Below are 22,109 nucleotides of genomic sequence, written 5' to 3'. Positions count from 1 at the left end.
CCAATCATCAGTGTTCATGCGGGTTACGGGGATTATTCATGGACGACTAAGTAACGTTCGAAAATGGTTTCTATATCCGACGATGCTATGCCAGGACCAGAGTCTGTGAGGGGCAAGCCGAAGCTAGTAGACTCGACGACCAAAGTTGCCGGGGCAGCGTGCAGTATTGCGTTGCGTATGATGTTTCGTAGAACAGTCATAAGAGCCTGCCGACTCAAGGTCTCTACGTGCTCTGGCTTGGTGGCGTTAACGAATGACAGACCAGCGTTAGTCGCCTCCAGTTGCAGGCTTTCATAAGCATCCTGAACACACGGGTGTATTTTTATCGCGGCCACATCATCGAAACGGGCGTATGCAAGGCTGAAGGTACTTTCAAGTGACTGGCTGATATCTTGAGTCGACTTGACGATACGCTCTAATCTTGAGCGGAAATTGTTTGATTCCCCTAAAGATCTAATCATCACTTCAGCATCGGATCGGATGACTGTTAACGGTGTTCGGATTTCATGATGAAGGTTAGCTGAGAACTCCCGTTGATCCGCAATAGAGGCATCTACCTGATCTTGCACGCGATTGAAGACATACATCAAGCGATCTGACTCATTGGCATGGGGAATATCGGCGACTGGAAAATTCGGAACCCATCGCATTAGGCGAGTCGTCAAAATGTTCAATGGATTGACTAGCCATTTGGCTACGGCCCCACTGACAAACATAGTCAGAATTGAGCAGCCTATTAAAATACCTATTAACGCCCGAAGAAAACTTTGCCAATTTTTCTCTAGTATTATCGTGTCATAGAGAACATAGAGCCTCCCGTCCATTAAGGGTGATGCGACAACATGCCAGGTACTTTCGCCACGATCAAGCTGATGCATACCATCCGGTAGATTGCGTAGCTCAGGCGGCAGACTCAGTGCAGGCATATCATCGGATTCACCCCAAGCAAACATAGTTGGAGCCATTTCACGTTCAAAGGGACGGGTCCATTCACTGCGATTACGGGATACGCGTACTGATAGGCGCTCTGATTCCGTTTGAATCAGCTCCTCGATCATGTTTGCTTCAATATAGAGATAGACAAAAAAGGTTAAGGAAAGCGTTGCCAGTACTGCGAGAGTGACTAGGCCGGTTAAGACCAGCGTAATATGCCAGGAAATTGATCGTTTTTTTCCATTGTCTATCATTTAACTAAGCGCCAGCCAATACTGTGAGCAGTCTCAATTCCGTCGTAACCATGTTGGTGCAGCGCTTTGCGTAGTAAATGCAACTGGCTGCGTAACGCCTCAGAAGAAGGGGGATCTCCAAGCCATAGGTAATCCTCAAATTTCTGTCGTGGAACGACACGACCGGCGTATCTCATCAGCAACTCCAAAATCATGAGGCTTTTTCTTGGAAGTTTGATTGGACGCCCATGCACGGTCACAAGCTGATCTGCAAGCGAGTACTGCAATGGTCCGAAACTTAAAATAAAGGCCGTTTCAGACAATTGCTTAGAACGTCGCGTTAAGGCCCTCGCACGCATTACCACTTCTTCTAGAGCGAATGGTTTCGTAAGGTAATCGTCGACTCCGATATGAAATCCGCGTAGCTTGTCCTCAAGTGCGGCACGCGCTGTAAGCATCAATACAGGTGTTGATAATTGCAGCTTCTCTCGCATGTGTTTAAGGAAGCTGTAGCCGTCTGTACCTGGTAAGCCGATATCCAGGAGGATTAGGTCATATGAGGTCCGGCTAAGCTCGTAGAGAGCTGATTTGGCATTTCGAGCGATATCGACAAAAAAACCTTCTTCTTCGAAGGTCAGCGACAAGTTTTCAGCTATGGCGAGTTCGTCCTCGATTATGAGGACGGTATAAGGAATAGGCTGCTTACCATGTGGCATCTGTTTCTCACAACGCCCATGCGCTTAGGGCAAAAGTTCCTCCTCGGTAGCATATCAAACCAAACATCAAAAAATCATCAAATTTTGATAGTAAAAATTCTCATTGGTGTTATGACTCTTATTTCATGAAAACTTGACGGTGCGGTGTTTATCCTTCTATCGGTTTCATATCGGCTGAAAGGACAAAAACCTTACCTATGGGGGCCTGCCGGGAGCCGATGTATGTATTTGTGCTGAATGCGTGCGATATCTTTTAATTATTAAAGGAAGTTAAGAATGACAGCGCCCCGTGACAACGACCCAATAACCCCGCTGAGTATTACGCTCCTACCCATGGAGAGCTTTCAGCCGGCGTTTGGTCGAGTCGTCAGTTTGGCGGGAGCCGTTATTAGCGGGGCGATGGCTATAGCGCCAGCGCACGCCCAAGAGGCAGGAGCGGGAAGCCCGGTCATTCTTGATGGCGTCACTGTGACTGGTCAGCATGAGGGCACTTACCCGGCCCCCCTGTCTGTCAGCAGCCCCAAATTCACCGCGCCGTCGTTGGCATTCGGTCTGGGGACGCCTACACGGGTAACCCTGAGATTGTTGTAATGATCAGTCGGCCCCCTGAACGAGTGTTGGAAGCCGGGGCCAGGGGCTCATCGTATCCAACTATTTCGCATCGAGCTGGAGGCCGCCATGGTGTTAGCGAGTTGCAGGACGGTCTCAGAGATCGACGCAACAAGGTTATTGATCAGAGAAGCGAATCATGGCAGATAGGAGTTTTTCGCCGCCCCAGACTCGTATTGATGCCGATCAGCTCCGCTCGGCAGCGCAGATCATGAAAGAGGCAGGCGTGGCTACGACCATGCCGCGCATGGTCGTATGGAGGGTCATTGCTCAGTCGGATCGACCCATAACAGCCCTGGAGATCAAGCGTTACCTAGTTGGTAATGGGTTGGATATTGCTATGTCGTCCATATATGCGGCGCTCAAGCGACTTACAACTGCAGAACTGCTCTCCACCTGCACCGTCGCCGGGAAAACACATTATTATTTAACTTCCAGGAAGTTCCATCAAAGAATAGTATGTCAGGATTCCGGCACGGAGCATTGGCTTTTCGATCCCGAACTTGAGCGTGCTGTTGAAATTTTTTGCCAAAAGCATGGTTTCAAGATGTCCGATTACACGTTATCGGTGCAAGGACAAAGCATCAACCCTAGGGGGCAGGAGGCCGGTGGCGACCGAATGAAAAAGAGAGCGGTTCCCTGACGCTGTACTTCATTCTGCAATACCACCACGTTCTTTCTATGCTGGCCTTGTATACGCTGAGTGAGAGCCCCTACTAAGCTGTATCACCTGGCAGGAACGGATTTACGCCAAAATCACACCTATCCAAATCAGGGATGCCATGGTAAGTGATAGCAGCACAGCAGCGCTTCCTAAATCCTTGGCTCGTCCTATCATGGGATGGTGATCTATAGTGATCGTATCAGCGACCGCCTCCAGCGCTGAGTTCAATAGCTCGATAATCAACACAAAGAGAAGCGAGCCTATTAGTAGTACGGCTTCAAAAACATTCTGACTTATCCATAGTGCCAGAGGGGTGAGCGTAATCGCAAGGATTAACTCTTGCCGAAAGGCGGCCTCATGCTTGACGGCGATAATCAGCCCCTGGATTGAGTAGCGTAGGGCGCTAAATAGACGCGAAAATCCGCCCTTGCTTTTGTAAGGTGAATACATGGAGAAATGGGTGTGAAGGAGTTATTCGAATGAGAGCGATAACGCACGGACTCTGTTGGCATGAAATTCTTTTTCCTCTCAATTAACGATGATTGAGTCTGCGTTATTTGGGAGATGTTGTGATTGCAAGCTGATCGGCTGTTGTTTTGCTATAGCTTGGGCACTGCAATTAGAGAGCGGTGATACCTTCACTAAAACGTAACGCTTGTTTGAGTAAAGCACAATAAGTGGCTTGCCCGTCATATTTTCAACGGTAGATTGCCTTTCTTTTGGTATTGCCAAATAGAAGGGGGCGCTGCATTTGATTGCGCTCCCAAGCTCTGATGGCTGAATTTCCCGTGCTTTCCCTGCCGAGTAGAACTGTGCTGAGAAAGGGGTTTTCGACAAATAAACCAATGGAATTGAAAAGTCACCGTCTTGACTCGCGTAGCGTATTAGTTCCCGCTCTGTATTTCGCAGATCAGGATTAACCCAAACGACGGCACTCAACACAAGAACGGCGACTGGAACGACTCCTGCGGTAATTAGAAACCCGCGCTTGGATAAGCCCAGTTGTCTGTATATATGATCTGCGAGGATTGCAGTCAAGACACTGAATCCGGCCAACGAAGGAAGCACGTAAGTCCAGAGTATGTTGGCAGAGAATGTAAAGAACAAGGGCGTGACGACAGCGCCAGCCAGCCAGTAGTAAAACAACGATGTAGTGCTGGCGATTCGTACCGCAGCACGCAGGCGCGTGCTAACAAACGCTCCAACCAATGTTGCCAGCAACATAGTTCCCCAGGGAAACGATGCTTGTAGCCAGTAGAGCCATATTGTTCCGTATGCCTGCTTGTGGGCGGTGCCATATAGATCGCCTTTCCAGCCTGGGTCCAGGAAGCGTCGAAAGTGCTCGCCTACGATGAAGTAATCCAGAAAACCTGGCGTCTTGAGTTCAGCTACGATATACCAGGGCAGGCTTATTGCAGCTACTAAGGCTAGGCCTTTAAGCCAGGGTAGCGCTGAAACCAGACTGGACCTCCTTCTATTCAGCAAGTACCAAACCGCTATCGGTGCGAGGCTGAGTACCGCAGCCAAAGGCCCTTTGGCTAGCAAGCCGACAGCCAGGCCCAAGAAGAATCCATATTGCCACCACACGGAACCCCGCGCAGGCCCGACACCGATCGACTTTCCCACAAGATTGCCGGTTATCTCTATGCGCTGCCCAGACTCGTGGATGACCACAGCGAATGAAATCAGAGACAAGGTGGTGCCAAGCGCGAGAAATGGGTCAGTGAGTACTGCGCCCGAGCTGATGTAGACGAGCAGACACGTGCTATAGACGATTGTGGCCAAAAGCGCAATGCGTAGACCATGTAATAACCGCAGCCCGGCCAGGAGTATGGCGTTGGATAGAATCAGACATAACCAGGAAGGAAAACGCGCTGCAAACTCGGTGAAGCCAAATAACTTCATGGATAGCGCCTGTGCCCAGAATGAAAGGGGGGGCTTGCCCCAGAAAGGTAGCTCAGGGCTGAACCAGGGCGTTATCCAATCGCCTGATTGCGCCATGATGCGGGCAATTTCGGCATAACGAGGCTCGCTCGTATCATAGAGCGGCACGATGATCATTGAGACAAGTGGCAATAACAACGCAGCCAATAAAACTATCCACGTACTCCTATTGATACGTTGCATACGACTCTTTTCCTGCAGTTGCGCTAGAGGGGCGAGTGCTCTCTCTTTTGTTGACGGTATTGCGACGGCTCACTACCTCGCGAACTAGATACACTGGACGTTGCTTGGTTTCGTAATACGTTTTTCCCAGGTATTCGCCAAGAAGGCCGATGGAAAGTAATTGGGCACCGCCCAGGATTGTGATCATGGAAATGAGCGAAGGGTATCCCTGCACGGGGTCGCCCAAGACAAGCGCCTTGACCACAATCCATAGAGTGAAGAGGACACCAAAGAGTGCAGTCATAAGGCCGGCTGCCATCGCCAGACGCAGCGGCGTCGTCGAGAAGGAGGTAATGCCCTGGAAGGCCAAATTGAATAGACTGAGATAGTCCCATTTGGTCACACCCGCTGCGCGCGGCAGGCGATCATATTCAATCACGGTGGTGGGCAAGCCGATCCAGGCGAACAAACCTTTCATATAGCGGTTGCGTTCGTTCAATTGGCTCAATGCGTCGACGGCCTTTCGGCTGAGCAAGCGAAAGTCGCCCGTATCAGCAGGAATATCTACTTCGCTGATGGCGTTAAGCACCCTATAGAAGCGATGTGCGCTGTAGCGCTTGAACCAGCTTTCCCCGGCTCTTGAGCGCCGACGCATGCAGACCACGTCTGCGCCGCCTTTCCACGCACGCAGCATTTGCGGAATGAGCTCCGGGGGGTCCTGCAAATCGGCATCCATAATAATGACCGCATCCCCGGCGGCATGATCCAGACCCGCTGTAAGCGCGGCCTCTTTTCCAAAGTTTCTGCTTAGGAATACGGCTTTCACAGCGGGGTCCGCTTCGGCCAGCCGCTTCATCATGTTCGGCGTACCGTCGCGACTGCCATCGTCGACCAGAACCAGCTGGCAAGGAATATCCAGACTGGCGAGCACGGCACTCAAACGCTCGTGCATGATTGTGATCACTTCGTACTCGTTATAGAGAGGAATCACGATCGACAATTCGATCTTGCTCTCCCTTTGAGCCTCAGAGTGCCAGTTTTCGACTAATGCGTTCATGGAACACAACCTTCTTATAAGCAATGAAATTCATGACGGCGACCACAGCAGCGGCGAAGATCTGAGGTTGCGGTGGAGCAAGAATACGAAGACTGACAACAAAAAATCGTCAATCAAAGATCAAGATTCCATCAAGAGATGATCGGGCTTGCCAGGAACTGGCGAGCAAGCGCAGCTTGAGACGCTATGCGTCAAAGAAGTGGCCGGCATGGGCCAAAATGCGAGTACGGAGAGTCGCGCTAAGGAAGCGATCGCGCAGGTGGAAGCACGGGACGCAGATGTGGGAGCGTGTAATAATGGTTCTTGTATGCCCACGAGGGCCAGAGCACATGACTCAGTGCTTCCTTGAGCAATGAGTCCTCAACGTTCTGTGGCGTGTAAGAAGCAGGTGCAGCGTACTCGTACTGAGTGGGCGCCCGGTGTGGTTCTAAAACAAGAAGCTTGTCGCCCTTGAGATAGCCATAGTTCTCCCCATACTGCATCATCGCTCGGTCGCAGTCCGCCTTCGTGAGGTCGTGCCCGATCATAGGGTGCTCGCAACGAACCCCAATCAGAGAAAGTAGCGTCGTAGGTAAGTCGATCTGGCTAATAATGCGATCGTCTTGTCGTGGCTGGATATCGGCCCCAAGGATAAGCGCTGGAATATGAAAATGCCTCAACGGAACAAGGTTTGCGCCGAATACGCGTGAGTCATGATCTGCCACCACGAGAAAGACGGTATCCTTCCAGTAGTCGGATGCTTTGGCTTTTTCAAAAAATTTCCCTAGCGCCCAATCAGCATAACGAACGGTATTTTCGATGGTTGCCGGGTCGCCGTTGACTTCAATCCGTCCCTGGGGATACTCCCAGGGAGAATGATTGCTCACGGAAAACGCAAGGCTGAATGTCGGCTGGCTGGCTGGACTGCTCAACAGTGCATCGAGCTTGTTGAACATGTCTTCGTCGGAGGCTCCCCATGTCCCGATGAAGGCGGGTTCCTGGAAAGTGGGCAAATCGTGCAGCTCGTCAAAGCCGTTGCCCAGGAAGAAGCTCTTCATATTATCGAAGTGGGCTTCTCCTCCATAGATGAATCGAGACCGGTAATCATGCTGCTTGAGTACCTGGGCGAGCGTGAAAAAATTTCTTTGAGCCCCTGATAGACGCAAGGCGGCATCTGAAATGGTGGGCGGAAACCCTGCGACGAGGGCCTCAAGACCGCGAACCGATCGCGTACCCGTGGCGTAGGCACGTCTGAAGTTCCAGCTTTCGGTTGCCAGTTCATCGATGCAGGGTGTCAACCCGCTTCCGCCGAGGTTCTTCACATACTGAGCGCCTAGGCTCTCTTCGACGATCATCACCAGATTCAATGGCTTTGTTCTCTTGTATGTGGGCTCTTGGATGTGCAGCGAAGGAATCTCGGCGCAGCACGGCATAATGCCCGCGCGCAGATTGACCTCCTCGCTGACTTGCTCATTGGCTAGCTTGCCGTACACGTCCGAGGCTGAGCGCTCATTCTTCATGCTGTAAACAGCGTAAAGAACGCTGTAAAGCGAGTTGAGCGGCAAGGTGTTGAGCATGCCGTCGCCGCAGTATGCCACGGTGGATGGGTTGATTGGCCGGTGGCCCAACGTGCCGCGAATGGCCAGGAAGATAAGTGGCACAGCGATGAGCGTGTAGAAGACTCGTTGCCACCAAAGGAGCGGTGCATCGACTCGATCTTGGCCGAAAAATAGGTAGCCCACCCACATCAGTAGCGCGATTGACAAAAGCGCGCCGAAAATCGCTAGCCGATATCCTTTCCACAGCATGCTAAAAACCTCTTTGGGATGCTTGAGGTATTCCACATAGAGGCGGTTGGGACGGGTATCGTATTCGAAAATGAACTGCGGGGTTGATGCTTCCAGTAGGACGAGTGCAAACCATGTGATGAGAAGCCAGATCACGGTGATCGTGCCGGCCAATGGATAGTGGCCTAACCAGGGTCCAAGAATCAAGGGAATTCCCGCAAGCATGGCTATCTGGGCCGCGTCTATGCGTAGGCCGCCCTTCAGCACCGGCCATAGACCGCCGGCGGCTTTGATGCGTTGCCACTGCCATGCGCAAAGAAGAAGACGGAAAAATGATAGAAAGCAGAAGCTTGTAGCGATAAAAGCTAGGGTGTGTCCACGCATGTAGAGTTATCGGTCATGCAGTGCTAGCCAGGAAGGACGCGACAATAAATAAGCCGTCTTTGGCACATCACATGCTAGATAGCGACCATGTTTGAGTGATGGTAAATCGACCGAAAAGATTACAAGGAGCGACAACAAGAATTCATCAATGAGAAATCAAAAATTCATCAAATTGACCTTGTTGCTTGTGGAAGGCGTGCTCTTGCACGAGCTATCAGGAAGTGTTTTTATGCTGGGCGTACTGTTCAGTTTCAGATGCCCAGGGCGCCGCCCTTCGGATTCAGGCGAATGCTCGTGCCATTGTTATCGTTCTGCGTGATATCTAGTTGCCAGCCCAGCCTTTCGGTCATCAAGGTGACGATATAGAGCCCTAATCCTGTCAGTGTCGATCCGTCGGATGCAAGTTTTTTCTCACCCCGAAGAATGGCTTGCTGCTCGGCGGTGAGGCCAGACCCTTGGTCCTCAATTTCTATTGCATTTGCCGATATCGTTACGCGTATATCGCTTTGAGTATGCTGGACGGCGTTTTGTATAAGATTTCGCAGCAACATACGGACCATGATGGGATCCGTACTGGTCGTCAATGGGGATTGTGCGTCGAGCGTCACACGCTCTCCTGCATGATGACTGATCTTCAGATCCTCGATTACCTCCCGAGCAGCCAGGCCTACGTCAAGCATTTCCTGATTCTGATCGGTGCAAGCACGGCGAGCAAGCTTAAGCAGGATATTGACGTTGTCGCGCATTTCGTCACACGCCCTGCGTACACGCCCGAGCGTGGCCTGGTCATTAGGCGTTAGCTGATTGCGCTGTTCCAGAATATCAAGGGCACCCGACATGACGGCAATTGGCGTGCGCAACTCATGGCTGGCCAAATTCAAGAGTGACTGTTCCCTTTGCACGTAGGATTCAAGTTCATCCAGGAACCGATTAAATGTCATCGCGATCGAGTGCAGTTCGGCATCCACATAGTCAGTTTCCATTCGGGGCATGTTGGCTCCAACTGGAATACGACTTATCCGCTCGGATAACAGCCTCAACGGCCTAACAATGCGCCGGCTACTCAATACCGCAAGCAGCAAGCTGAACGCGATAATGACCAGCGTCATAATGATCAAAGCTATTTGAAACAGCGCTTCCCGATCTTCAAAGTGCGTGATGTTCTTGGCCACATAAAGCAGGCCTGTTTCAACTTTGTTCACTGTCACAAGATAGGTTTCAGCGCCAAGCTTGATCTCCGCTGAGTAATTGTCGGGCAACCCACGAAATACGGGCGGTAAGACTTTAGGGCGTGGTTTGCCTGAGGGGATAAACACCACAGCGAGGTTGGGCGTGTCCCATACCAGTACGTCCTCGCCCGTATTGTTCATGAGAATGAAGTTGCGCTCTTGAGCGAACTCCACATCAAGCATCGTGTGCTCAAGATCTTCGTTGACGAGCAGTACGGTCATGACCATGACGACCATGCTTACCGCACTGACCGCCAGTATGGCGCGATAAACCCGACGGGAAATTGACTTGTGTTGCATCAGCTGTCTTGGTGTGGCGTAAGAAGCCTGTAACCGCGTCCGTGCATGGTCTTGATCATCGGATACTGAAACGTATCTTGCAGCAGCTTGCGAAGCGAGTACACATGGGTGCGCAGCGTATTCATATCGACTTCGCGCTCGCCCCACACCCGATCTTGAAGTTCAGTATATGAAAGAAAATTGGGGTATGCCTTGATCAGCTCCTCGAAAATGCGTGCTGCCATGCCTGATAGTTCGAGCTGTTTTCCATTGTCGGTGCGTACCATAAACGTGCCGGGATTAAAGTGGATTCCCGGGATGCCGATTTCGGGGGTTCTGGAAAATCCAGCTTTGCGTCGATATAGCGCGTCTACTCTTAATTGCAATTCACGTAAATTAAATGGCTTGACAAGATAATCGTCCGCACCAACGGTAAAGCCCTCTTCCTTGTCTTGCAGTTGATCTTTCGATGTCATGATAATGACTGGAGTCGAGCAATGGATATCACTACGAATGCGTCGGCATACTTCAAATCCAGATAGCCCCGGAAGCATGACATCCAGAATAATGACATCGTATTCGTTGGTGGCGATCAGATGAATGGCCGTTAGGCCGTCGGAGGCAAAATCTAATACATATCGGCTGTTATCGAAGAATTCCAGCAGGTTGGTGGCCAGACCCGCGTGGTCCTCGACGATTAGCATCCGTATTGAGCGCTCTAGGGACATATCGCTTGTCTAGTGTGATTTTCTGTTGAGTGTGTAGCCGTTGTCCATGCGTTTTCTTTTCTTTCTTTCGCTCCTATGGAGCGTCCCACTTTACTGATGACGCCTGGCAGCAAAGACAGCAGCACGATACCTAGCAGTGCCAGGTAGACAAAGGTCCCATGATTCGCTGCCAATTCGCCAAGGTGTGTATCGAGATGAAGGAACCAGTCAAGTATCAAGCTCAGCATAGATAATATTATCGTTAAGGTATTGTGGTTGGATGGCTGTTGCGTCAGAAATCGACCTTGCACGACAACGAACGCATCATCACGTGCTATGTTCGTATACGACAGGGTAGAACAGTTACAAACAAGAAACTATCAACTATTTATCAATTTAATATCAAAATGTTGTAGCCACCCTATTGGATTTGCACCTGCCCACACGAGTTGACTTACTGGCCGGTGCATAATCGCGCGGTGCAGTGTGGCTGCCCGTTTACCACGGGTCTTACAAGGTTTGGATAATATGGCGACATCTACCGGGTGGTTTTTTTGGGCACTTTTATCTGCCGTCTTTGCGGCGCTAACCGCCATTTTTGCCAAGATTGGTATTCAAGACGTCGATTCGGATCTAGCCACCTTGATCCGTACGGTGATAATTATCGTTGTACTGTCTGTGTTCGTGGTCTACACGGGTAAATGGGCCAATCCCCTAGAGCTTTCGCCTAAGACCTGGCTATTTCTTGGATTGTCTGGCCTGGCGACAGGGGCGTCTTGGGTATGTTATTTTCGGGCTCTCAAACTAGGCGACGCCTCCAAGGTGGCGCCTGTTGATAAGTTTAGTCTGGTCCTGGTTGCCGTGTTTGCATTCACATTCTTGGGGGAGCGACCGTCGCTACGTGAATGGTCCGGCATTGCTATGGTCGCCGGCGGTGTTCTCCTGCTTGCCTTCAAGCGCTAAGCGACGACGTAAGGCGGATTGAGCCCTTACGTCTCAGGGCATTCGATTTGCTTACATTGATGCACTGGGCGGGCGGCAGGTAGGCCAGTCCCATCAAGGCAAGCGCCTGGGCCAGGAACACAGCCATGCCGCACGCATTCTCGTTAGCCGCCTTCCTGGCGAGCAGGGCACAGTGCGCGCAATACCTTGGCAAGTTTCTTGACGGCGATTTCCAATTCATGCGGGGCATGGGCAGCAAACCCCATGAGGAAACCCGCCTTGTGCCGGTTCGACGCATGCAACGCCGTCAGCCCCAGCAGGTCGATTCCGGCCCGGCGCGCCGACTCCACGGCTTCGCGCTCGGGGATGTCGCGGATGAACACGCAGGGCATTTGCATGCCGCCGGTCGGCACGCGTGGTTCCACGAAATCGGCCAAGTGCTGGCGCACCAGCCGCGCCAGCGCGTCCCGCCGTTCCGCGTAGGTAGCACGCATGGTGCGCACATGGGCACCGAAGTGGCCGCCCTCGATGAAGCGCGCCAATGTGAGCTGCGGGATCGGCGCGCTGTGCCCATCAAGTAAGGTGCGGGCTACAGTCATGGGCGTGACCAATGACGGCGGCAGTACCATGTAGCCGATACGCAAGCCGGGAAACAGTGATTTGGTGAATGTGCCTATATAAATGGTCCGATCATGCGGATCGAGTCCCTGCACACAGGCGGTGGGTTTGCCCGCGTAGTGGAACTCGCTGTCGTAGTCGTCTTCGATGATCCAGCTCTCGTTCTGTTTGGCCCATTCGATCACCGCCAGCCGCCGGTCCAGCGCCAGCGTTGCGCCGGTAGGGAACTGGTGCGATGGCGTCAGAAACACCGCCCTGGGCGACTCACCAGGTGTCTTGGTCGCCTCAAGCAAGTACTCGACCCGAAGGCCATCCGCATCCAGCGGCACCGGCACACACGCCAATCCTGCCGCATCGAATGCCTTGCGCGCACCGTGATACACGGGGTCTTCGATGAATATCCGTTCGCCGGCATCGAGCAGCACACTGGCACACAAGGTCAATGCCTGTTGGGAGCTGGTCAGGATCAGCACGCGCTCGGGTGTGGCGTGTGCGCCACGCTCCAGATTGACGTAATCGGCAATGGCTCGCCGCAACGGCTCCATGCCTTGTGGCGGGCTGTGCAGCAACGCCTGCGTGCCGTGCTCTTTCAACACCTGCCTTTGTAGTCGCTCCCAGGTCTGTAGTGGAAAGCTGCGCGTTTCCGGAATGCCGGGCGCGAACGGGCGTGGCGTCAGGAAATCACGCAGGCCGCCGCTTTGGAGCATGGCGCTGCCTCGCTGACTGAGGCGCGGCAGCACCTCGTGGTTCACGCCCGCGCGCCGGGATATTCCTCGTCCACTCAGGTGCTGCGTTCGCTCGGATACGAAGCTGCCGCTGCCCACCCGCCGTTTGATGAACCCTTCCGCGTGCAGCTGGGTGTAGGCCGACTCGACCGTATCGCGAGAGACCTCCAGGGACTTCGCAAGTGCTCGTGAGGCAGGCAGGGGTCTGCCCACATCAAGGGCACCATCGAGGATCAATTGCCGAATGGCCCGCTGCACTCGCACATGCAGAGGCAGGGCGCCATGCGCAGGATCGCCGATCCAGGCTTTGACGGACTCAAGTTGCGCGCTCTTAAACAAATGGTCTGTATCTCTTTGGAATAATGGATGGGTACATCAGTCCATTCTAAGGCTATAAATAGGTTCATCTCAACTCAACCCACCAAATTTTTCCCGGGAGCCACGATCAGCCCATGTCACCCGTCCCTTCATCTCCATCTGTTCGTTGGAACGATCTCACCCACCCCGTCGTGGCCGGCCTGATCTCGGTCATCGTCAACTACGGCGGCACCTTCATTCTGGTGTTCCAGGCAGCCAAGATGGCTGGTCTCCGCCCTGAGCTGACGGCTTCATGGGTGTGGTCGGTTTCGATTGGTGTCGGAGTGAACTGATGTCAACATCCTTCGATACACGGACGCGTCACGATAGCCACGGGCGCTATCCCGAGGCCGTCACGGTTGAGGACTTCCGGCAGAATCTTGCGACGGTACGGGCGCGCATCGACGCGGCCTGTCGGCGTGTCGACCGCGACCCGGAAACGGTGCGCTTGCTGCCGGTCAGCAAGACCAAGCCCGAGGCGAGCCTACGTCTTGCCCATGCGGCAGGCTGCCGGATGCTGGGTGAGAACAAGCCGCAGGAGGCCTACCGCAAATGGGAAGTGATGCAGGACTTGACCGACCTGCAATGGTCGGTCATCGGCCACTTGCAGACCAACAAGGCCAAGCTGGTAGCGCGTTTCGCTACAGAGTTCCAGGCGCTGGACAGTCTGCGCGTGGCCGAGGCGCTGGAACGGCGCCTGCAAACCGAAGGCCGGTCGCTGGATGTGTTCGTGCAGGTCAATACCTCCGGTGAGGCCAGCAAGTACGGCCTGGCCCCAGAAGAGGTACCGACCTTCATCCAGGTATTGCCCTCGTTTTCCGCGTTGCGCGTGCGTGGGCTGATGACGCTGGCTTTGTTCTCCAGCGAGGCCGAACGCGTGCGCCAGTGCTTCATTTTGCTGAGAACTCTGCGCGATCAACTGCGCGATAGGGCACCTGCTGGCATCGGCCTGGACGAGCTCTCGATGGGCATGTCCGGCGACTTCGAGATTGCCATTGAGGAAGGCGCCACTGTCGTGCGTGTCGGACAGGCCATTTTTGGCGCTCGTGACACCCCCGACAGCCATTACTGGCCAACGGGCTCGACGACTGAGGAAGCGCCATCCTTGAAATCCAAAGAACCCCAAACATAGGACGAACCTCCATGTATGACACTGCGCTTACTCTCACCGACTTCGACCCCCAACTGGATCAGGCCGTGCGGCACGAAGAACGGCGGCAGGAGGATCACGTCGAGCTGATCGCCTCCGAGAACTACGCCAGCCCGCTGGTGATGCGCATCCAGAACTCGGTACTCACCAACAAGTATGCCGAGGGCTACCCTGGTAAACGCTATTACAGCGGCTGCGAGTATGTCGACGTGGCTGAACGCCTCGCCATTGAGCGCATCAAGGCGCTGTTCGATTGCGACTATGCCAACGTCCAGCCCCATGCCGGCGCCCAGGCCAACGCGGCGGTATTCCTGGCACTGACCCATCCCGGCGACACCGTGATGGGCATGAACCTCGCCCAGGGCGGTCACCTGACCCACGGCAATCCGTCCAATTTTTCCGGTCGACACTACAAGATCGTGCCCTACGGTCTTGACCCTGAAACGGGGTTGATCGACTACGACGAGATGGAACGCATCGCGCTGGAAACGCGACCGAAGATGCTGATCGGCGGCTTCTCCGCGTACTCGCGCCACAAGGACTGGGCACGCATGCGTACCATTGCCGACAAAGTAGGCGCGATCTTCTGGGTGGACATGGCGCACGTCGCCGGTCTGGTGGCGGCGGGCGAGTACCCGAATCCGTTGCCTCACGCCCACGTCGTGACCAGCACTACCCACAAGACCCTGCGCGGCCCACGCGGCGGCATCATCCTTGCCAAGGGGCAGGACGAAGACTTCTACAAGAAACTCAATTCCGCCGTGTTCCCCGGCATCCAGGGCGGCCCGCTGATGCAAGTCATCGCGGCCAAGGCCGTGGCCTTCAAGGAGGCGCTGCGCCCGGAGTTCAAGACCTACCAGCGGCAGGTGGTGACCAATGCCCGCGCGATGGCCGCCGTGCTTCAACAGCGTGGCTACAAGATCGTTTCCGGCGGCACCGACAACCACCTGATGCTGATCGACCTGTCCGCCAAACCCTACACCGGCAAGGACGCGGACGCGGCGCTGGCTGATGCCTACATCACTGCGAATAAGAATTCAGTACCCAACGATCCGCGCTCGCCCTTCGTCACGTCAGGACTTCGCATCGGCACACCCGCTGTGACTACGCGTGGCTTCGGCGTAGCGGAGTGCGAGCAGCTTGCGGGCTGGCTCTGCGACGTACTGGATGCGCAGGAGGCTAGTGGTGATGCCCCGACGACGATACGTGACCGGGTACGTGAACAGGTAGTGAGTCTGTGTCGCCGCCACCCCGTATACCGATAGGCGGAGGGGAGTCACGGTGCGACCACTCTCGTTTACCGCTGTTAGCGACGGTGGGCCTATCTTGGCTGTATTTTTCAACCTGGTGGGTTGTGATTAAATTTAATCGTTAAATTCCACTATGAGGTGAGTGCTGGATGATGGAAGCCTTTTAAGCCTGAACCCTCGACCACTACCACCCTTCACGACCCGTTGGCAGGGAGTCATGAAGGCAAAGATCATTTTATTACGCGGCGTGATGCCAATGGGAAAGAACAAAGTGCCGATGGCGCCTCTGCGTGCAGCGCTAGAAGCAGCGGGTTTGCACGACGTACGGACTTATATCCAAAGCGGCAATGTCATTGCTTCCACTACGCTGGAGCAGCCTGACCTTGAGAGTCTGGTTCACTGCGTTATCAAGGAGCAGTTTGGCGGGGATATCAAAGTATGGGCACGGTCACCGTCCTATTTCAGGGATGTCATGGCGAACAATCCATTCAGGGAGAAAGACCCCGCCAAGCTCTATTTCACTCTGCTTGAAGCATCGCCTGACGATGCTCTGTTGCAATCCTTTCATGCACTGAGTCATGCGCCGGACCAAGTCAGTGTGCTGGGTGATGTGGCCTACGTGTTGTGCGCCACGAAATACAGCAATCTGAAAGCCAACAATAATTTCATCGAGAGAAAGCTTCACGTTGCCGCGACAACTCGGAATTTCAACACGATGTCGAAGTTGCTTGCACTGAGCACAGCCGAGTGATAGCAGCTCAACGCTATGCAAGGGACATTCCAGCATGGAATCGATTCTTCCTGTCTTCCGTCTTGAATTCAAGTTCTGCACTACCTCGTCTTCAAGAGGTCGATCGTCCTTCCTCTATCAAGTCATCCGCAGCAACCCGCCCCTTCAGACACTCGCATAGCTCAAAAATGGCCTTAAATCGCGTGGCTGTAGGCGGACGCCAGGAGACGTCGCTGAACGAAAAAAAGGCCGAAAAACAAAGTTTTCGGCCTTTTTTTAGAATCTGGAGCGGGAAACGAGTCTCGACCTAGGACCTTAAAAAGTGAGGAATACCTGGGGAAGAGTGTGCGAACGCTCAATAGTTGTTCGATTGGCCATTTTCCAAAAAGCTCATTCTTGATGCCATTTCTCTAGAGCCTGAGCCGGTGACAGGACTTCGAATCCCCAGTCAGCCGGTGGAAGCTCCAGCAAATCCTTGTCGCCGCTGATCAGCCATTCCGCCTTGCCTTGTAGGGCCGTATGGAGAAACACATCGTCATCAGGATCGCGGCTGTGCGCTAGTCTGGGCGGCGCAGGCAAATCGATCCACTGAGCCGCGGCAGCGAAGTCATGCAACAGCAGGCGCCGACGCTCCATGTCCAGATAGCGGTCAAATTTTGGACGCCAGAGCCTGGTTTCAAGTTCCTCGAAGGTTTCTCGTGAAAACACCAACGTAGCGTGTTGCAGAAGACAGTCCACGATCTGCGCTGGGGCAGATCGGGGCGATAGCGCTGCACTGATCAGAACATTGGTATCGATGACAGCACGCTCAATCCTCATCGGCCAGGAGCTGTTCCAGCTTCTCGTCTGTCAAGCCCTTGCCGGCGGCTTCTTCGGCACTTTGCTTCAAGGTGCGTCGCAGCCGATCTGCATAGAACTCACGCATTGCATGGTAGTCCTCCGCAGATACCATAACGCCGACAACCCGGTTGCGCCGCGTGACCTGAATCGGTTCGCGTTGCACCCGGTCGATCAGTTCACCGAATCGAGTTTTTGCCTCATTGGCAGTAAAGGTTTGCATCTCGGACTCCTCGTGCAAGTCTACGAGCCATCTTACTTCAATCGTTCGATTCGTTCAATAGGTTCGAATGGGTTGGTTTGCCCTGATCTTCGTGTATGACTCTGTGTGTTGCGCAGTTAGTGTTGAAATCGTAGCCATCCATATGAGAAAAATAGTTTTTAGGAAGAAAAAATGACTTGTATAGAATGCGTTACATCAGCGCCGCTCAAGAAGCTGTTTGATACGCACGGACAGGAATGCTCGCGAGGTTCTGCTGAGCGCAGCCACCCAGCGCTCCAAGGTCTGCATCAGCAAGCCCGAATTCAAAACCTTCTTGGAGCACTCGCCCTCCAAGCCGGTCTTCATGGGCATGAAGATGGATTAAGGTATCACGCGATGAACAGCAAAGTACAAGAGTGCGCTGGTGTTGGACATCATTGTTGACAAACACCGAGGGCAAGACGACGGTGTCCGAGGTCAGCCGATCCTATGACCTGTCGTTGCCCTCGGAGGTAATAACTAAAAGTCACACCATTCGTCGAAGATCCACTCACCTTTGATCGGCTGTGAATTGTGCAGAAAAAGACGCCAAAAAATGGAGCGCCCGTTGATTTTTCGCCAGATCGAGTGATCAAGCTCCACCACGATGAACGGAGGTCGTTCCGGATCAACAAGGATAAGTGTCTGACCAGGGTGGAGTAGTCGGCGGTTCTGTTCAACATCAGGGTCGCCAGAGTGTATCCGCAGTGCAAGGTGCTTGTTGTCGTCATGGACAAGGCTCACAACACCTCGGTGAGCATCCACCCAGTCCAAATGAGCCATGGGATCCTGACTTTCGAACCTCTCCGGATGATCTGAGTTCCGGATTATTTCGTACGGCAAGTCCATCTCGAACTGCCATTTCTCTAGAGTCACTTGGCCAACATTGGTGATCGAGGCGTATGGTGCCCTGCGCCACTCTGCTTTCCTCGTCTTGTCGAACTGCTTACTTCTGACCAACTTGGGCTCAACCCGGACCTCCGGACGCAACCGTCGATTCATGACGTCTCGGATCTCGATTTTTTTGAGAGCATCCAGCAGATCAAACCATTTGACCATCGTGGATGGGGTAAGTGCCCAGGGACATGCGTTTCTGCTTGACCTGCGAGTAGTAGCGGAAGTGCCACGACTTACCGCCTTGGGCGGAAACCGCCAAGGAATGTCTGTCCATCAGCTGCGAGCATAGCTCAAAAATGGCCTTAAATCGCGTGGCTGTAGGCGGACGCCAGGAGACGTCGCTGGACGAAAAAAAGGCCGAAACACAAAGTTTTCGGCCTTTTTTTAGAATCTGGAGCGGGAAACGAGTCTCGAACTCGCGACCTCAACCTTGGCAAGGTTGCGCTCTACCAACTGAGCTATTCCCGCGTTTTTCTTGATGTTTGATCATCAGGAAAGAACAGAATTATAAACGAATTTTTTTGTTTGTGCAAATCAACTTCGTTTTTCTGTTCTGGCTGTTTTGTTGCTTGCCAACTAGCGCGCCAAACGCCTGTTGTTTTGTAATCTGCCCCTTCGCTAGCGGCGAAGCTTCAGAATCAAGTAACATCCAACCAAGAACGAAATTCTAGCACACTTTTTTGGTTACTGTCTTGCTGCCTCTTTCTCTTGATCAAGATCTCTCTGCTTTCAATACTTTAGGCTTGCCCAGCAGGGCAGGGCACTTGTTAAGGCTGGACAATACTGTAGTGTTGCCGCAGTTGGCCGAAGCGGTGGCTGCTTACCCTCGTACCATGGTGTTGGGGGGCGGCAGTAATGTGGTGTTAGCGGGAGCCTTGCCGGGTTTAACCATAAAAGTGGAAACCCGCGGTATACGTTTGCTGGAACAAACCGATCAAGAACGCGTGGTTGAGGCTAGCGCGGGCGAAGTGTGGCACGATTTCGTGGCTTATTGTCTAAAGCAAGGATGGCCTGGTCTGGAAAACCTGGCTTTGATCCCAGGCACTGTTGGGGCAGCACCGGTACAGAATATTGGTGCTTACGGGGTAGAGCTGGATCAACGCTTTCACAGCTTATTAGCTTGGGATATGCAAGCGGGCAAAGCCGTAGAATTTGGGGCCGCAGATTGCCAATTTGCATATCGCGACAGTCTCTTCAAACGCGAAGAGCCCGGTCGTTGGCTGATTGTCGCGGTGCGTTTTCGCTTACCTGTCAATTGGACGCCGGTTCTGACTTACCCCGACTTACACAAACACGAGTCTTTGCAGCATACGGGTGTAACGCCGCAACAGGTATTCGATGCTGTGAGTGCCATTCGGCGCAGCAAACTGCCGGACCCCGCCGTGTTGGGCAATGCCGGCAGTTTTTTCAAGAATCCGCTGGTAACAGCTGCCCAGTTTCAGCTTTTGAAAGCAGGGCACGCCAATTTGGTCGCGTATGCGCAGCCCGATGGCAGCTTTAAGCTGGCAGCAGGCTGGCTGATAGACCAAGCTGGTTGGAAGGGGCGGCGCTTAGGCGCGGTGGGGGTTCATGATCGCCAGGCGCTGGTACTGGTGAACCATGGCGGAGCCACCGCGGAGGACGTGCTGGAGTTGGCGGAACAAATAAAAACGTCGGTCTATCAGCGCTTTGGGGTCCTGCTGGAGCAGGAGCCCGTGGTTTTTCGTTAAGCCGCCAAGACATCCTGCATATCGAACAGGCCGAACTCTTTACGTGCCAGGTAGCGTGCGGCGCGCAGGCTGCCCTGAGCATAAGTGGTTCGGCTGCTGGAGCGATGGGTGATTTCTATGCGTTCGCCGTCGCCGCAAAAGTAAACCGTGTGGTCGCCCACGATATCGCCGCCGCGCACCACAGAAAAACCAATGCGGCCGGTTTCGCGTGCGCCGGTATGCCCATGACGCGCCCAGTCTGCGACGTCGTCAAGCTTGACGTTCCAGGCATGGGCGATGGCTTCACCCATGGCCAGAGCGGTACCTGAAGGAGCATCAACCTTGTTGCGATGATGTGCTTCGAAGACTTCGGCGTCGTAGCCGCTGGCTAACAGCTTGGCAGCCATATCCAGCAACTTGAGGGTGGTGTTAACGCCCACGCTCATGTTGGGAGCAAAGACGATAGCGATTTTTTGGCTGGCGGTTTGTATGGCTTGCTTGCCCGCTGCGTCGAAACCCGTTGTGCCGATAACGCACTTGACGTTGTGTTTGATGCAGGCTTGCAGGTGCGCCAGGGTGCCTTCTGGACGGGTGAAGTCTATGAGGCAATCGGCGTCTGCCAGAGCGTCGAGGTCGCTGCGTATCAGCACGCCGGTATCAACGCCCAGGAACGCGCCGGCGTCTTGCTCCAGGTTGGCGCTGTCCGGCTGGTCGAGAGCGACAGTCAATTTGAGGTCGCTGGTGTTAAGGATGGCTTCTATCAGCATGCGGCCCATGCGGCCACTGGCTCCGGCGATCGCGATACGCATGTTGGGACTCGTCAAGGTAAGGGGTTGATGGCAGAGGGTGTCGCAGCTTCTTCGGCGGCAGTGACAGCCGCGTCGGGCACGTCTTCTAGGGGCTTAAGGCCGGCTTCTATGGCCTCGGCCTGTTCCAGGGCCCCGGTGTCGGTGCGTTCGTAGGGTTGACGGTCGGGTTGAGGGTCGCCGTCCCAGCGTGTGACCAGGTCGCCATCGAACCAGACAGTGAACCGGCGCAATTCTGCATCGCCATAGCCCGGTTTGTTATAGTAGGTGTAGTCCCAACGGTTGCTGTGCAAGGCGTCTTGCAGCACGGGTGTGCCTAGTACATAACGTACCTGTGCGCGGCTCATGCCGGTTTGCAATTCTGCAACCTGTTCGGCGGTAATCCAGTTGCCTTGCTGGACATCAGCGCGGTAGGGGAACCCCCATTTCGTAGAACCGCAGGCAGACAGCGTAACAGCCAGCGTGACACTTATCAGGCTTGTGCGCAATGCTGCTACCAAAGGTTTCGTGTTTGTTAGCACGGGAAGGGTTCCTTGTCAGTTCTGATCGGGTAAAACCGTTATCATAAAGGCATAAGAAAAACGCATCATAGCGTCAGTCGACACGGGCTGTCTTTTTGTAGTGCCCGTCTTTCGTTTCATCTGTTTCCTGCCAGAGCTATTTTATCTATGAACGACCAGAACGAATTGAAGAACATGGGTCTGAAAGCGACCTTTCCGCGCTTGAAGATACTAGACGTTTTTCGTAAGGCCGATCAGCGCCATCAAAGCGCGGAAGATATCTACCGCGCCCTGATCAACGATGATGTAGACATAGGATTGGCTACGGTCTATCGCGTATTGACGCAATTTGAACAGGCCGGCATTTTGGTGCGCAGCCAGTTTGACGGCGGCAAGGCGGTATTCGAGCTGAACGACGGCGACCACCACGATCACCTCATTTGCACCAATTGCGGGGTAGTGGTCGAGTTCTCCGATCCCGAGATCGAAAAACGCCAGTATCGCGTTGCCAAAGACCATGGCTTTGCGCTAGAAAGCCACACCATGATGTTGTATGGCATTTGTGCAGATTGCCGCAGCAAGACTGCCAAAGCGGGTTAATCCTTTCTTTATTTCAACACCGTTGCCGCCCGGGCGGCGGTGTGTCTCTGTTTAACAGGTCCACAAACGCCGCTGCGCTGCTTGT

The 22,109-nt window shown here is 53.7% G+C and carries 23 protein-coding genes, 1 tRNA gene and 2 pseudogenes; 9 read left to right on the top strand and 17 right to left on the bottom strand.

The annotated features are described in order from the left end of the window. Positions 1-32 precede the first annotated feature (32 nt). Positions 33-1,187, bottom strand: a complete 1,155-nt coding sequence (locus H0484_RS01035; protein ID WP_226952580.1) for a sensor histidine kinase — start codon at positions 1,185-1,187, stop codon at positions 33-35. Then, positions 1,184-1,882: a response regulator transcription factor gene (locus H0484_RS01030; protein WP_226952579.1), complete on the bottom strand. Its 699-nt coding sequence runs from the start codon at positions 1,880-1,882 to the stop codon at positions 1,184-1,186. Before H0484_RS01030 ends, H0484_RS01035 begins: the two co-directional genes overlap by 4 nt. 276 nt (positions 1,883-2,158) lie before the next feature. On the opposite strand from H0484_RS01030, the gene H0484_RS01025 reads away from it, so the two are divergent. Both H0484_RS01025 and H0484_RS01020 read left to right on the top strand, forming a co-directional pair. Beyond that, positions 2,159-2,473, top strand: a complete 315-nt coding sequence (locus tag H0484_RS01025; RefSeq protein ID WP_226952578.1) for a hypothetical protein — start codon at positions 2,159-2,161, stop codon at positions 2,471-2,473. A gap of 157 nt (positions 2,474-2,630) precedes the next feature. Continuing rightward, positions 2,631-3,134: a transcriptional repressor gene (locus tag H0484_RS01020; RefSeq protein WP_226952577.1), complete on the top strand. Its 504-nt coding sequence runs from the start codon at positions 2,631-2,633 to the stop codon at positions 3,132-3,134. 102 nt (positions 3,135-3,236) lie between these two features. On the opposite strand, the gene H0484_RS01015 is transcribed toward H0484_RS01020, so the two are convergent. The 6 genes from H0484_RS01015 to H0484_RS00990 all read right to left on the bottom strand — a co-directional run bounded on the left by H0484_RS01015 (position 3,237) and on the right by H0484_RS00990 (position 10,704). Next, positions 3,237-3,605 (bottom strand): diacylglycerol kinase, encoded by a 369-nt coding sequence (locus tag H0484_RS01015; RefSeq protein ID WP_226952576.1) that lies wholly within the window; start codon positions 3,603-3,605, stop codon positions 3,237-3,239. A gap of 78 nt (positions 3,606-3,683) precedes the next feature. Then, complete coding sequence (locus H0484_RS01010) at positions 3,684-5,282, bottom strand: ArnT family glycosyltransferase (protein ID WP_226952575.1); 1,599 nt, start codon at positions 5,280-5,282, stop codon at positions 3,684-3,686. Then, positions 5,266-6,318 (bottom strand): glycosyltransferase family 2 protein, encoded by a 1,053-nt coding sequence (locus H0484_RS01005; protein ID WP_226952574.1) that lies wholly within the window; start codon positions 6,316-6,318, stop codon positions 5,266-5,268. The genes H0484_RS01010 and H0484_RS01005 overlap by 17 nt, the downstream gene beginning before the upstream one ends. Before the next feature lie 239 nt (positions 6,319-6,557). Further along, positions 6,558-8,468 carry an LTA synthase family protein gene (locus tag H0484_RS01000; RefSeq protein WP_226952572.1) on the bottom strand — a complete coding sequence of 637 codons (1,911 nt, stop codon included), beginning with the start codon at positions 8,466-8,468 and terminating at the stop codon, positions 6,558-6,560. Between the two features lie 251 nt (positions 8,469-8,719). Further along, complete coding sequence (locus H0484_RS00995) at positions 8,720-9,997, bottom strand: sensor histidine kinase (protein ID WP_226952571.1); 1,278 nt, start codon at positions 9,995-9,997, stop codon at positions 8,720-8,722. After that, positions 9,997-10,704 (bottom strand): response regulator transcription factor, encoded by a 708-nt coding sequence (locus H0484_RS00990; protein ID WP_226952569.1) that lies wholly within the window; start codon positions 10,702-10,704, stop codon positions 9,997-9,999. The genes H0484_RS00995 and H0484_RS00990 overlap by 1 nt, the downstream gene beginning before the upstream one ends. 507 nt (positions 10,705-11,211) lie before the next feature. Between H0484_RS00990 and H0484_RS00985 the strand changes: the two genes are divergently transcribed. Next, positions 11,212-11,646, top strand: a complete 435-nt coding sequence (locus tag H0484_RS00985; RefSeq protein ID WP_226952568.1) for an EamA family transporter — start codon at positions 11,212-11,214, stop codon at positions 11,644-11,646. 143 nt (positions 11,647-11,789) lie between these two features. Here the strand turns inward: H0484_RS00985 and pdxR are convergent, their stop codons facing one another. Continuing rightward, positions 11,790-13,307 carry a MocR-like pyridoxine biosynthesis transcription factor PdxR gene (pdxR, locus tag H0484_RS00980; RefSeq protein WP_226952567.1) on the bottom strand — a complete coding sequence of 506 codons (1,518 nt, stop codon included), beginning with the start codon at positions 13,305-13,307 and terminating at the stop codon, positions 11,790-11,792. Positions 13,308-13,420: 113 nt separating this feature from the next. Here pdxR and H0484_RS00975 point away from each other — a divergent pair. The 4 genes and pseudogenes from H0484_RS00975 to H0484_RS00960 all read left to right on the top strand — a co-directional run. Further along, positions 13,421-13,612 (top strand): annotated as a pseudogene (locus H0484_RS00975) (benzoate/H(+) symporter BenE family transporter); the annotation flags it as partial. A 5-nt stretch (positions 13,613-13,617) separates the two neighbouring features. After that, positions 13,618-14,457 (top strand): YggS family pyridoxal phosphate-dependent enzyme, encoded by an 840-nt coding sequence (locus H0484_RS00970; protein ID WP_226952566.1) that lies wholly within the window; start codon positions 13,618-13,620, stop codon positions 14,455-14,457. 11 nt (positions 14,458-14,468) lie between these two features. Next, entirely contained in the window at positions 14,469-15,740 is a 1,272-nt protein-coding gene (glyA, locus tag H0484_RS00965) for a serine hydroxymethyltransferase (protein ID WP_226952565.1), read from the top strand. 202 nt (positions 15,741-15,942) lie between these two features. After that, entirely contained in the window at positions 15,943-16,476 is a 534-nt protein-coding gene (locus H0484_RS00960; RefSeq protein WP_226952564.1) for a DUF1697 domain-containing protein, read from the top strand. A gap of 369 nt (positions 16,477-16,845) precedes the next feature. Here the strand turns inward: H0484_RS00960 and H0484_RS00955 are convergent, their stop codons facing one another. The 6 genes and pseudogenes from H0484_RS00955 to H0484_RS00930 form a co-directional block, all read right to left on the bottom strand. Beyond that, the gene (locus H0484_RS00955) at positions 16,846-17,274 is read right to left on the bottom strand and encodes a putative toxin-antitoxin system toxin component, PIN family (protein ID WP_226952563.1); all 429 of its coding nucleotides are present in this window, start codon (positions 17,272-17,274) and stop codon (positions 16,846-16,848) included. After that, on the bottom strand, positions 17,264-17,515 hold the full coding sequence (locus tag H0484_RS00950) for a type II toxin-antitoxin system Phd/YefM family antitoxin (RefSeq protein ID WP_226952562.1): 252 nt from the start codon (positions 17,513-17,515) through the stop codon (positions 17,264-17,266). The genes H0484_RS00955 and H0484_RS00950 overlap by 11 nt, the downstream gene beginning before the upstream one ends. A gap of 195 nt (positions 17,516-17,710) precedes the next feature. After that, entirely contained in the window at positions 17,711-17,866 is a 156-nt protein-coding gene (locus H0484_RS00945) for a hypothetical protein (RefSeq protein WP_226952561.1), read from the bottom strand. Between the two features lie 147 nt (positions 17,867-18,013). Next, positions 18,014-18,592 carry a hypothetical protein gene (locus tag H0484_RS00940; protein WP_226952560.1) on the bottom strand — a complete coding sequence of 193 codons (579 nt, stop codon included), beginning with the start codon at positions 18,590-18,592 and terminating at the stop codon, positions 18,014-18,016. A 7-nt stretch (positions 18,593-18,599) separates the two neighbouring features. Next, positions 18,600-18,704: pseudogene (locus tag H0484_RS00935) on the bottom strand (Arm DNA-binding domain-containing protein); the annotation flags it as partial. Positions 18,705-18,822: 118 nt separating this feature from the next. Further along, positions 18,823-18,898, bottom strand: a tRNA-Gly gene (locus H0484_RS00930). 224 nt (positions 18,899-19,122) lie between these two features. Between H0484_RS00930 and murB the strand changes: the two genes are divergently transcribed. After that, entirely contained in the window at positions 19,123-20,139 is a 1,017-nt protein-coding gene (murB, locus tag H0484_RS00925; protein WP_226952559.1) for a UDP-N-acetylmuramate dehydrogenase, read from the top strand. Here the strand turns inward: murB and dapB are convergent. Both dapB and H0484_RS00915 read right to left on the bottom strand, forming a co-directional pair. Then, positions 20,136-20,927, bottom strand: a complete 792-nt coding sequence (gene dapB / locus H0484_RS00920) for a 4-hydroxy-tetrahydrodipicolinate reductase (protein WP_226952558.1) — start codon at positions 20,925-20,927, stop codon at positions 20,136-20,138. The genes murB and dapB overlap by 4 nt on opposite strands. An 11-nt stretch (positions 20,928-20,938) precedes the next feature. Continuing rightward, positions 20,939-21,445 (bottom strand): outer membrane protein assembly factor BamE, encoded by a 507-nt coding sequence (locus H0484_RS00915; protein WP_226952557.1) that lies wholly within the window; start codon positions 21,443-21,445, stop codon positions 20,939-20,941. A gap of 147 nt (positions 21,446-21,592) precedes the next feature. On the opposite strand from H0484_RS00915, the gene fur reads away from it, so the two are divergent. Further along, positions 21,593-22,024: a ferric iron uptake transcriptional regulator gene (fur, locus tag H0484_RS00910; RefSeq protein ID WP_226952556.1), complete on the top strand. Its 432-nt coding sequence runs from the start codon at positions 21,593-21,595 to the stop codon at positions 22,022-22,024. Positions 22,025-22,109 lie beyond the last annotated feature (85 nt).

This window comes from Mesopusillimonas faecipullorum, from assembly GCF_020539505.1.
GTDB lineage: Bacteria > Pseudomonadota > Gammaproteobacteria > Burkholderiales > Burkholderiaceae_B > Mesopusillimonas > Mesopusillimonas faecipullorum.
The sequence above is the reverse complement of the archived record's forward strand: the minus strand, read 5'-3'. Positions and strand labels throughout refer to the sequence as shown.

Bases quoted from the DNA above. Each gene is read 5' to 3' on its own strand.
- dapB (WP_226952558.1), bottom strand. From the start codon at position 20,927: ATGCGTATCGCGATCGCCGGAGCCAGTGGCCGCATGGGCCGCATGCTG.
- H0484_RS00985 (WP_226952568.1), top strand. From the start codon at position 11,212: ATGGCGACATCTACCGGGTGGTTTTTTTGGGCACTTTTATCTGCCGTC.
- H0484_RS00990 (WP_226952569.1), bottom strand. From the start codon at position 10,704: ATGTCCCTAGAGCGCTCAATACGGATGCTAATCGTCGAGGACCACGCG.
- H0484_RS00960 (WP_226952564.1), top strand. From the start codon at position 15,943: ATGAAGGCAAAGATCATTTTATTACGCGGCGTGATGCCAATGGGAAAG.
- H0484_RS00970 (WP_226952566.1), top strand. From the start codon at position 13,618: ATGTCAACATCCTTCGATACACGGACGCGTCACGATAGCCACGGGCGC.
- H0484_RS01000 (WP_226952572.1), bottom strand. From the start codon at position 8,468: ATGCGTGGACACACCCTAGCTTTTATCGCTACAAGCTTCTGCTTTCTA.
- H0484_RS00995 (WP_226952571.1), bottom strand. From the start codon at position 9,997: ATGCAACACAAGTCAATTTCCCGTCGGGTTTATCGCGCCATACTGGCG.
- H0484_RS00950 (WP_226952562.1), bottom strand. From the start codon at position 17,515: ATGCAAACCTTTACTGCCAATGAGGCAAAAACTCGATTCGGTGAACTG.
- fur (WP_226952556.1), top strand. From the start codon at position 21,593: ATGAACGACCAGAACGAATTGAAGAACATGGGTCTGAAAGCGACCTTT.
- H0484_RS01035 (WP_226952580.1), bottom strand. From the start codon at position 1,187: ATGATAGACAATGGAAAAAAACGATCAATTTCCTGGCATATTACGCTG.
- H0484_RS01005 (WP_226952574.1), bottom strand. From the start codon at position 6,318: ATGAACGCATTAGTCGAAAACTGGCACTCTGAGGCTCAAAGGGAGAGC.
- H0484_RS01015 (WP_226952576.1), bottom strand. From the start codon at position 3,605: ATGTATTCACCTTACAAAAGCAAGGGCGGATTTTCGCGTCTATTTAGC.
- H0484_RS01030 (WP_226952579.1), bottom strand. From the start codon at position 1,882: ATGCCACATGGTAAGCAGCCTATTCCTTATACCGTCCTCATAATCGAG.
- glyA (WP_226952565.1), top strand. From the start codon at position 14,469: ATGTATGACACTGCGCTTACTCTCACCGACTTCGACCCCCAACTGGAT.
- H0484_RS01010 (WP_226952575.1), bottom strand. From the start codon at position 5,282: ATGCAACGTATCAATAGGAGTACGTGGATAGTTTTATTGGCTGCGTTG.
- H0484_RS01025 (WP_226952578.1), top strand. From the start codon at position 2,159: ATGACAGCGCCCCGTGACAACGACCCAATAACCCCGCTGAGTATTACG.
- H0484_RS00945 (WP_226952561.1), bottom strand. From the start codon at position 17,866: ATGCCCATGAAGACCGGCTTGGAGGGCGAGTGCTCCAAGAAGGTTTTG.
- H0484_RS00940 (WP_226952560.1), bottom strand. From the start codon at position 18,592: ATGGTCAAATGGTTTGATCTGCTGGATGCTCTCAAAAAAATCGAGATC.
- H0484_RS00955 (WP_226952563.1), bottom strand. From the start codon at position 17,274: ATGAGGATTGAGCGTGCTGTCATCGATACCAATGTTCTGATCAGTGCA.
- H0484_RS01020 (WP_226952577.1), top strand. From the start codon at position 2,631: ATGGCAGATAGGAGTTTTTCGCCGCCCCAGACTCGTATTGATGCCGAT.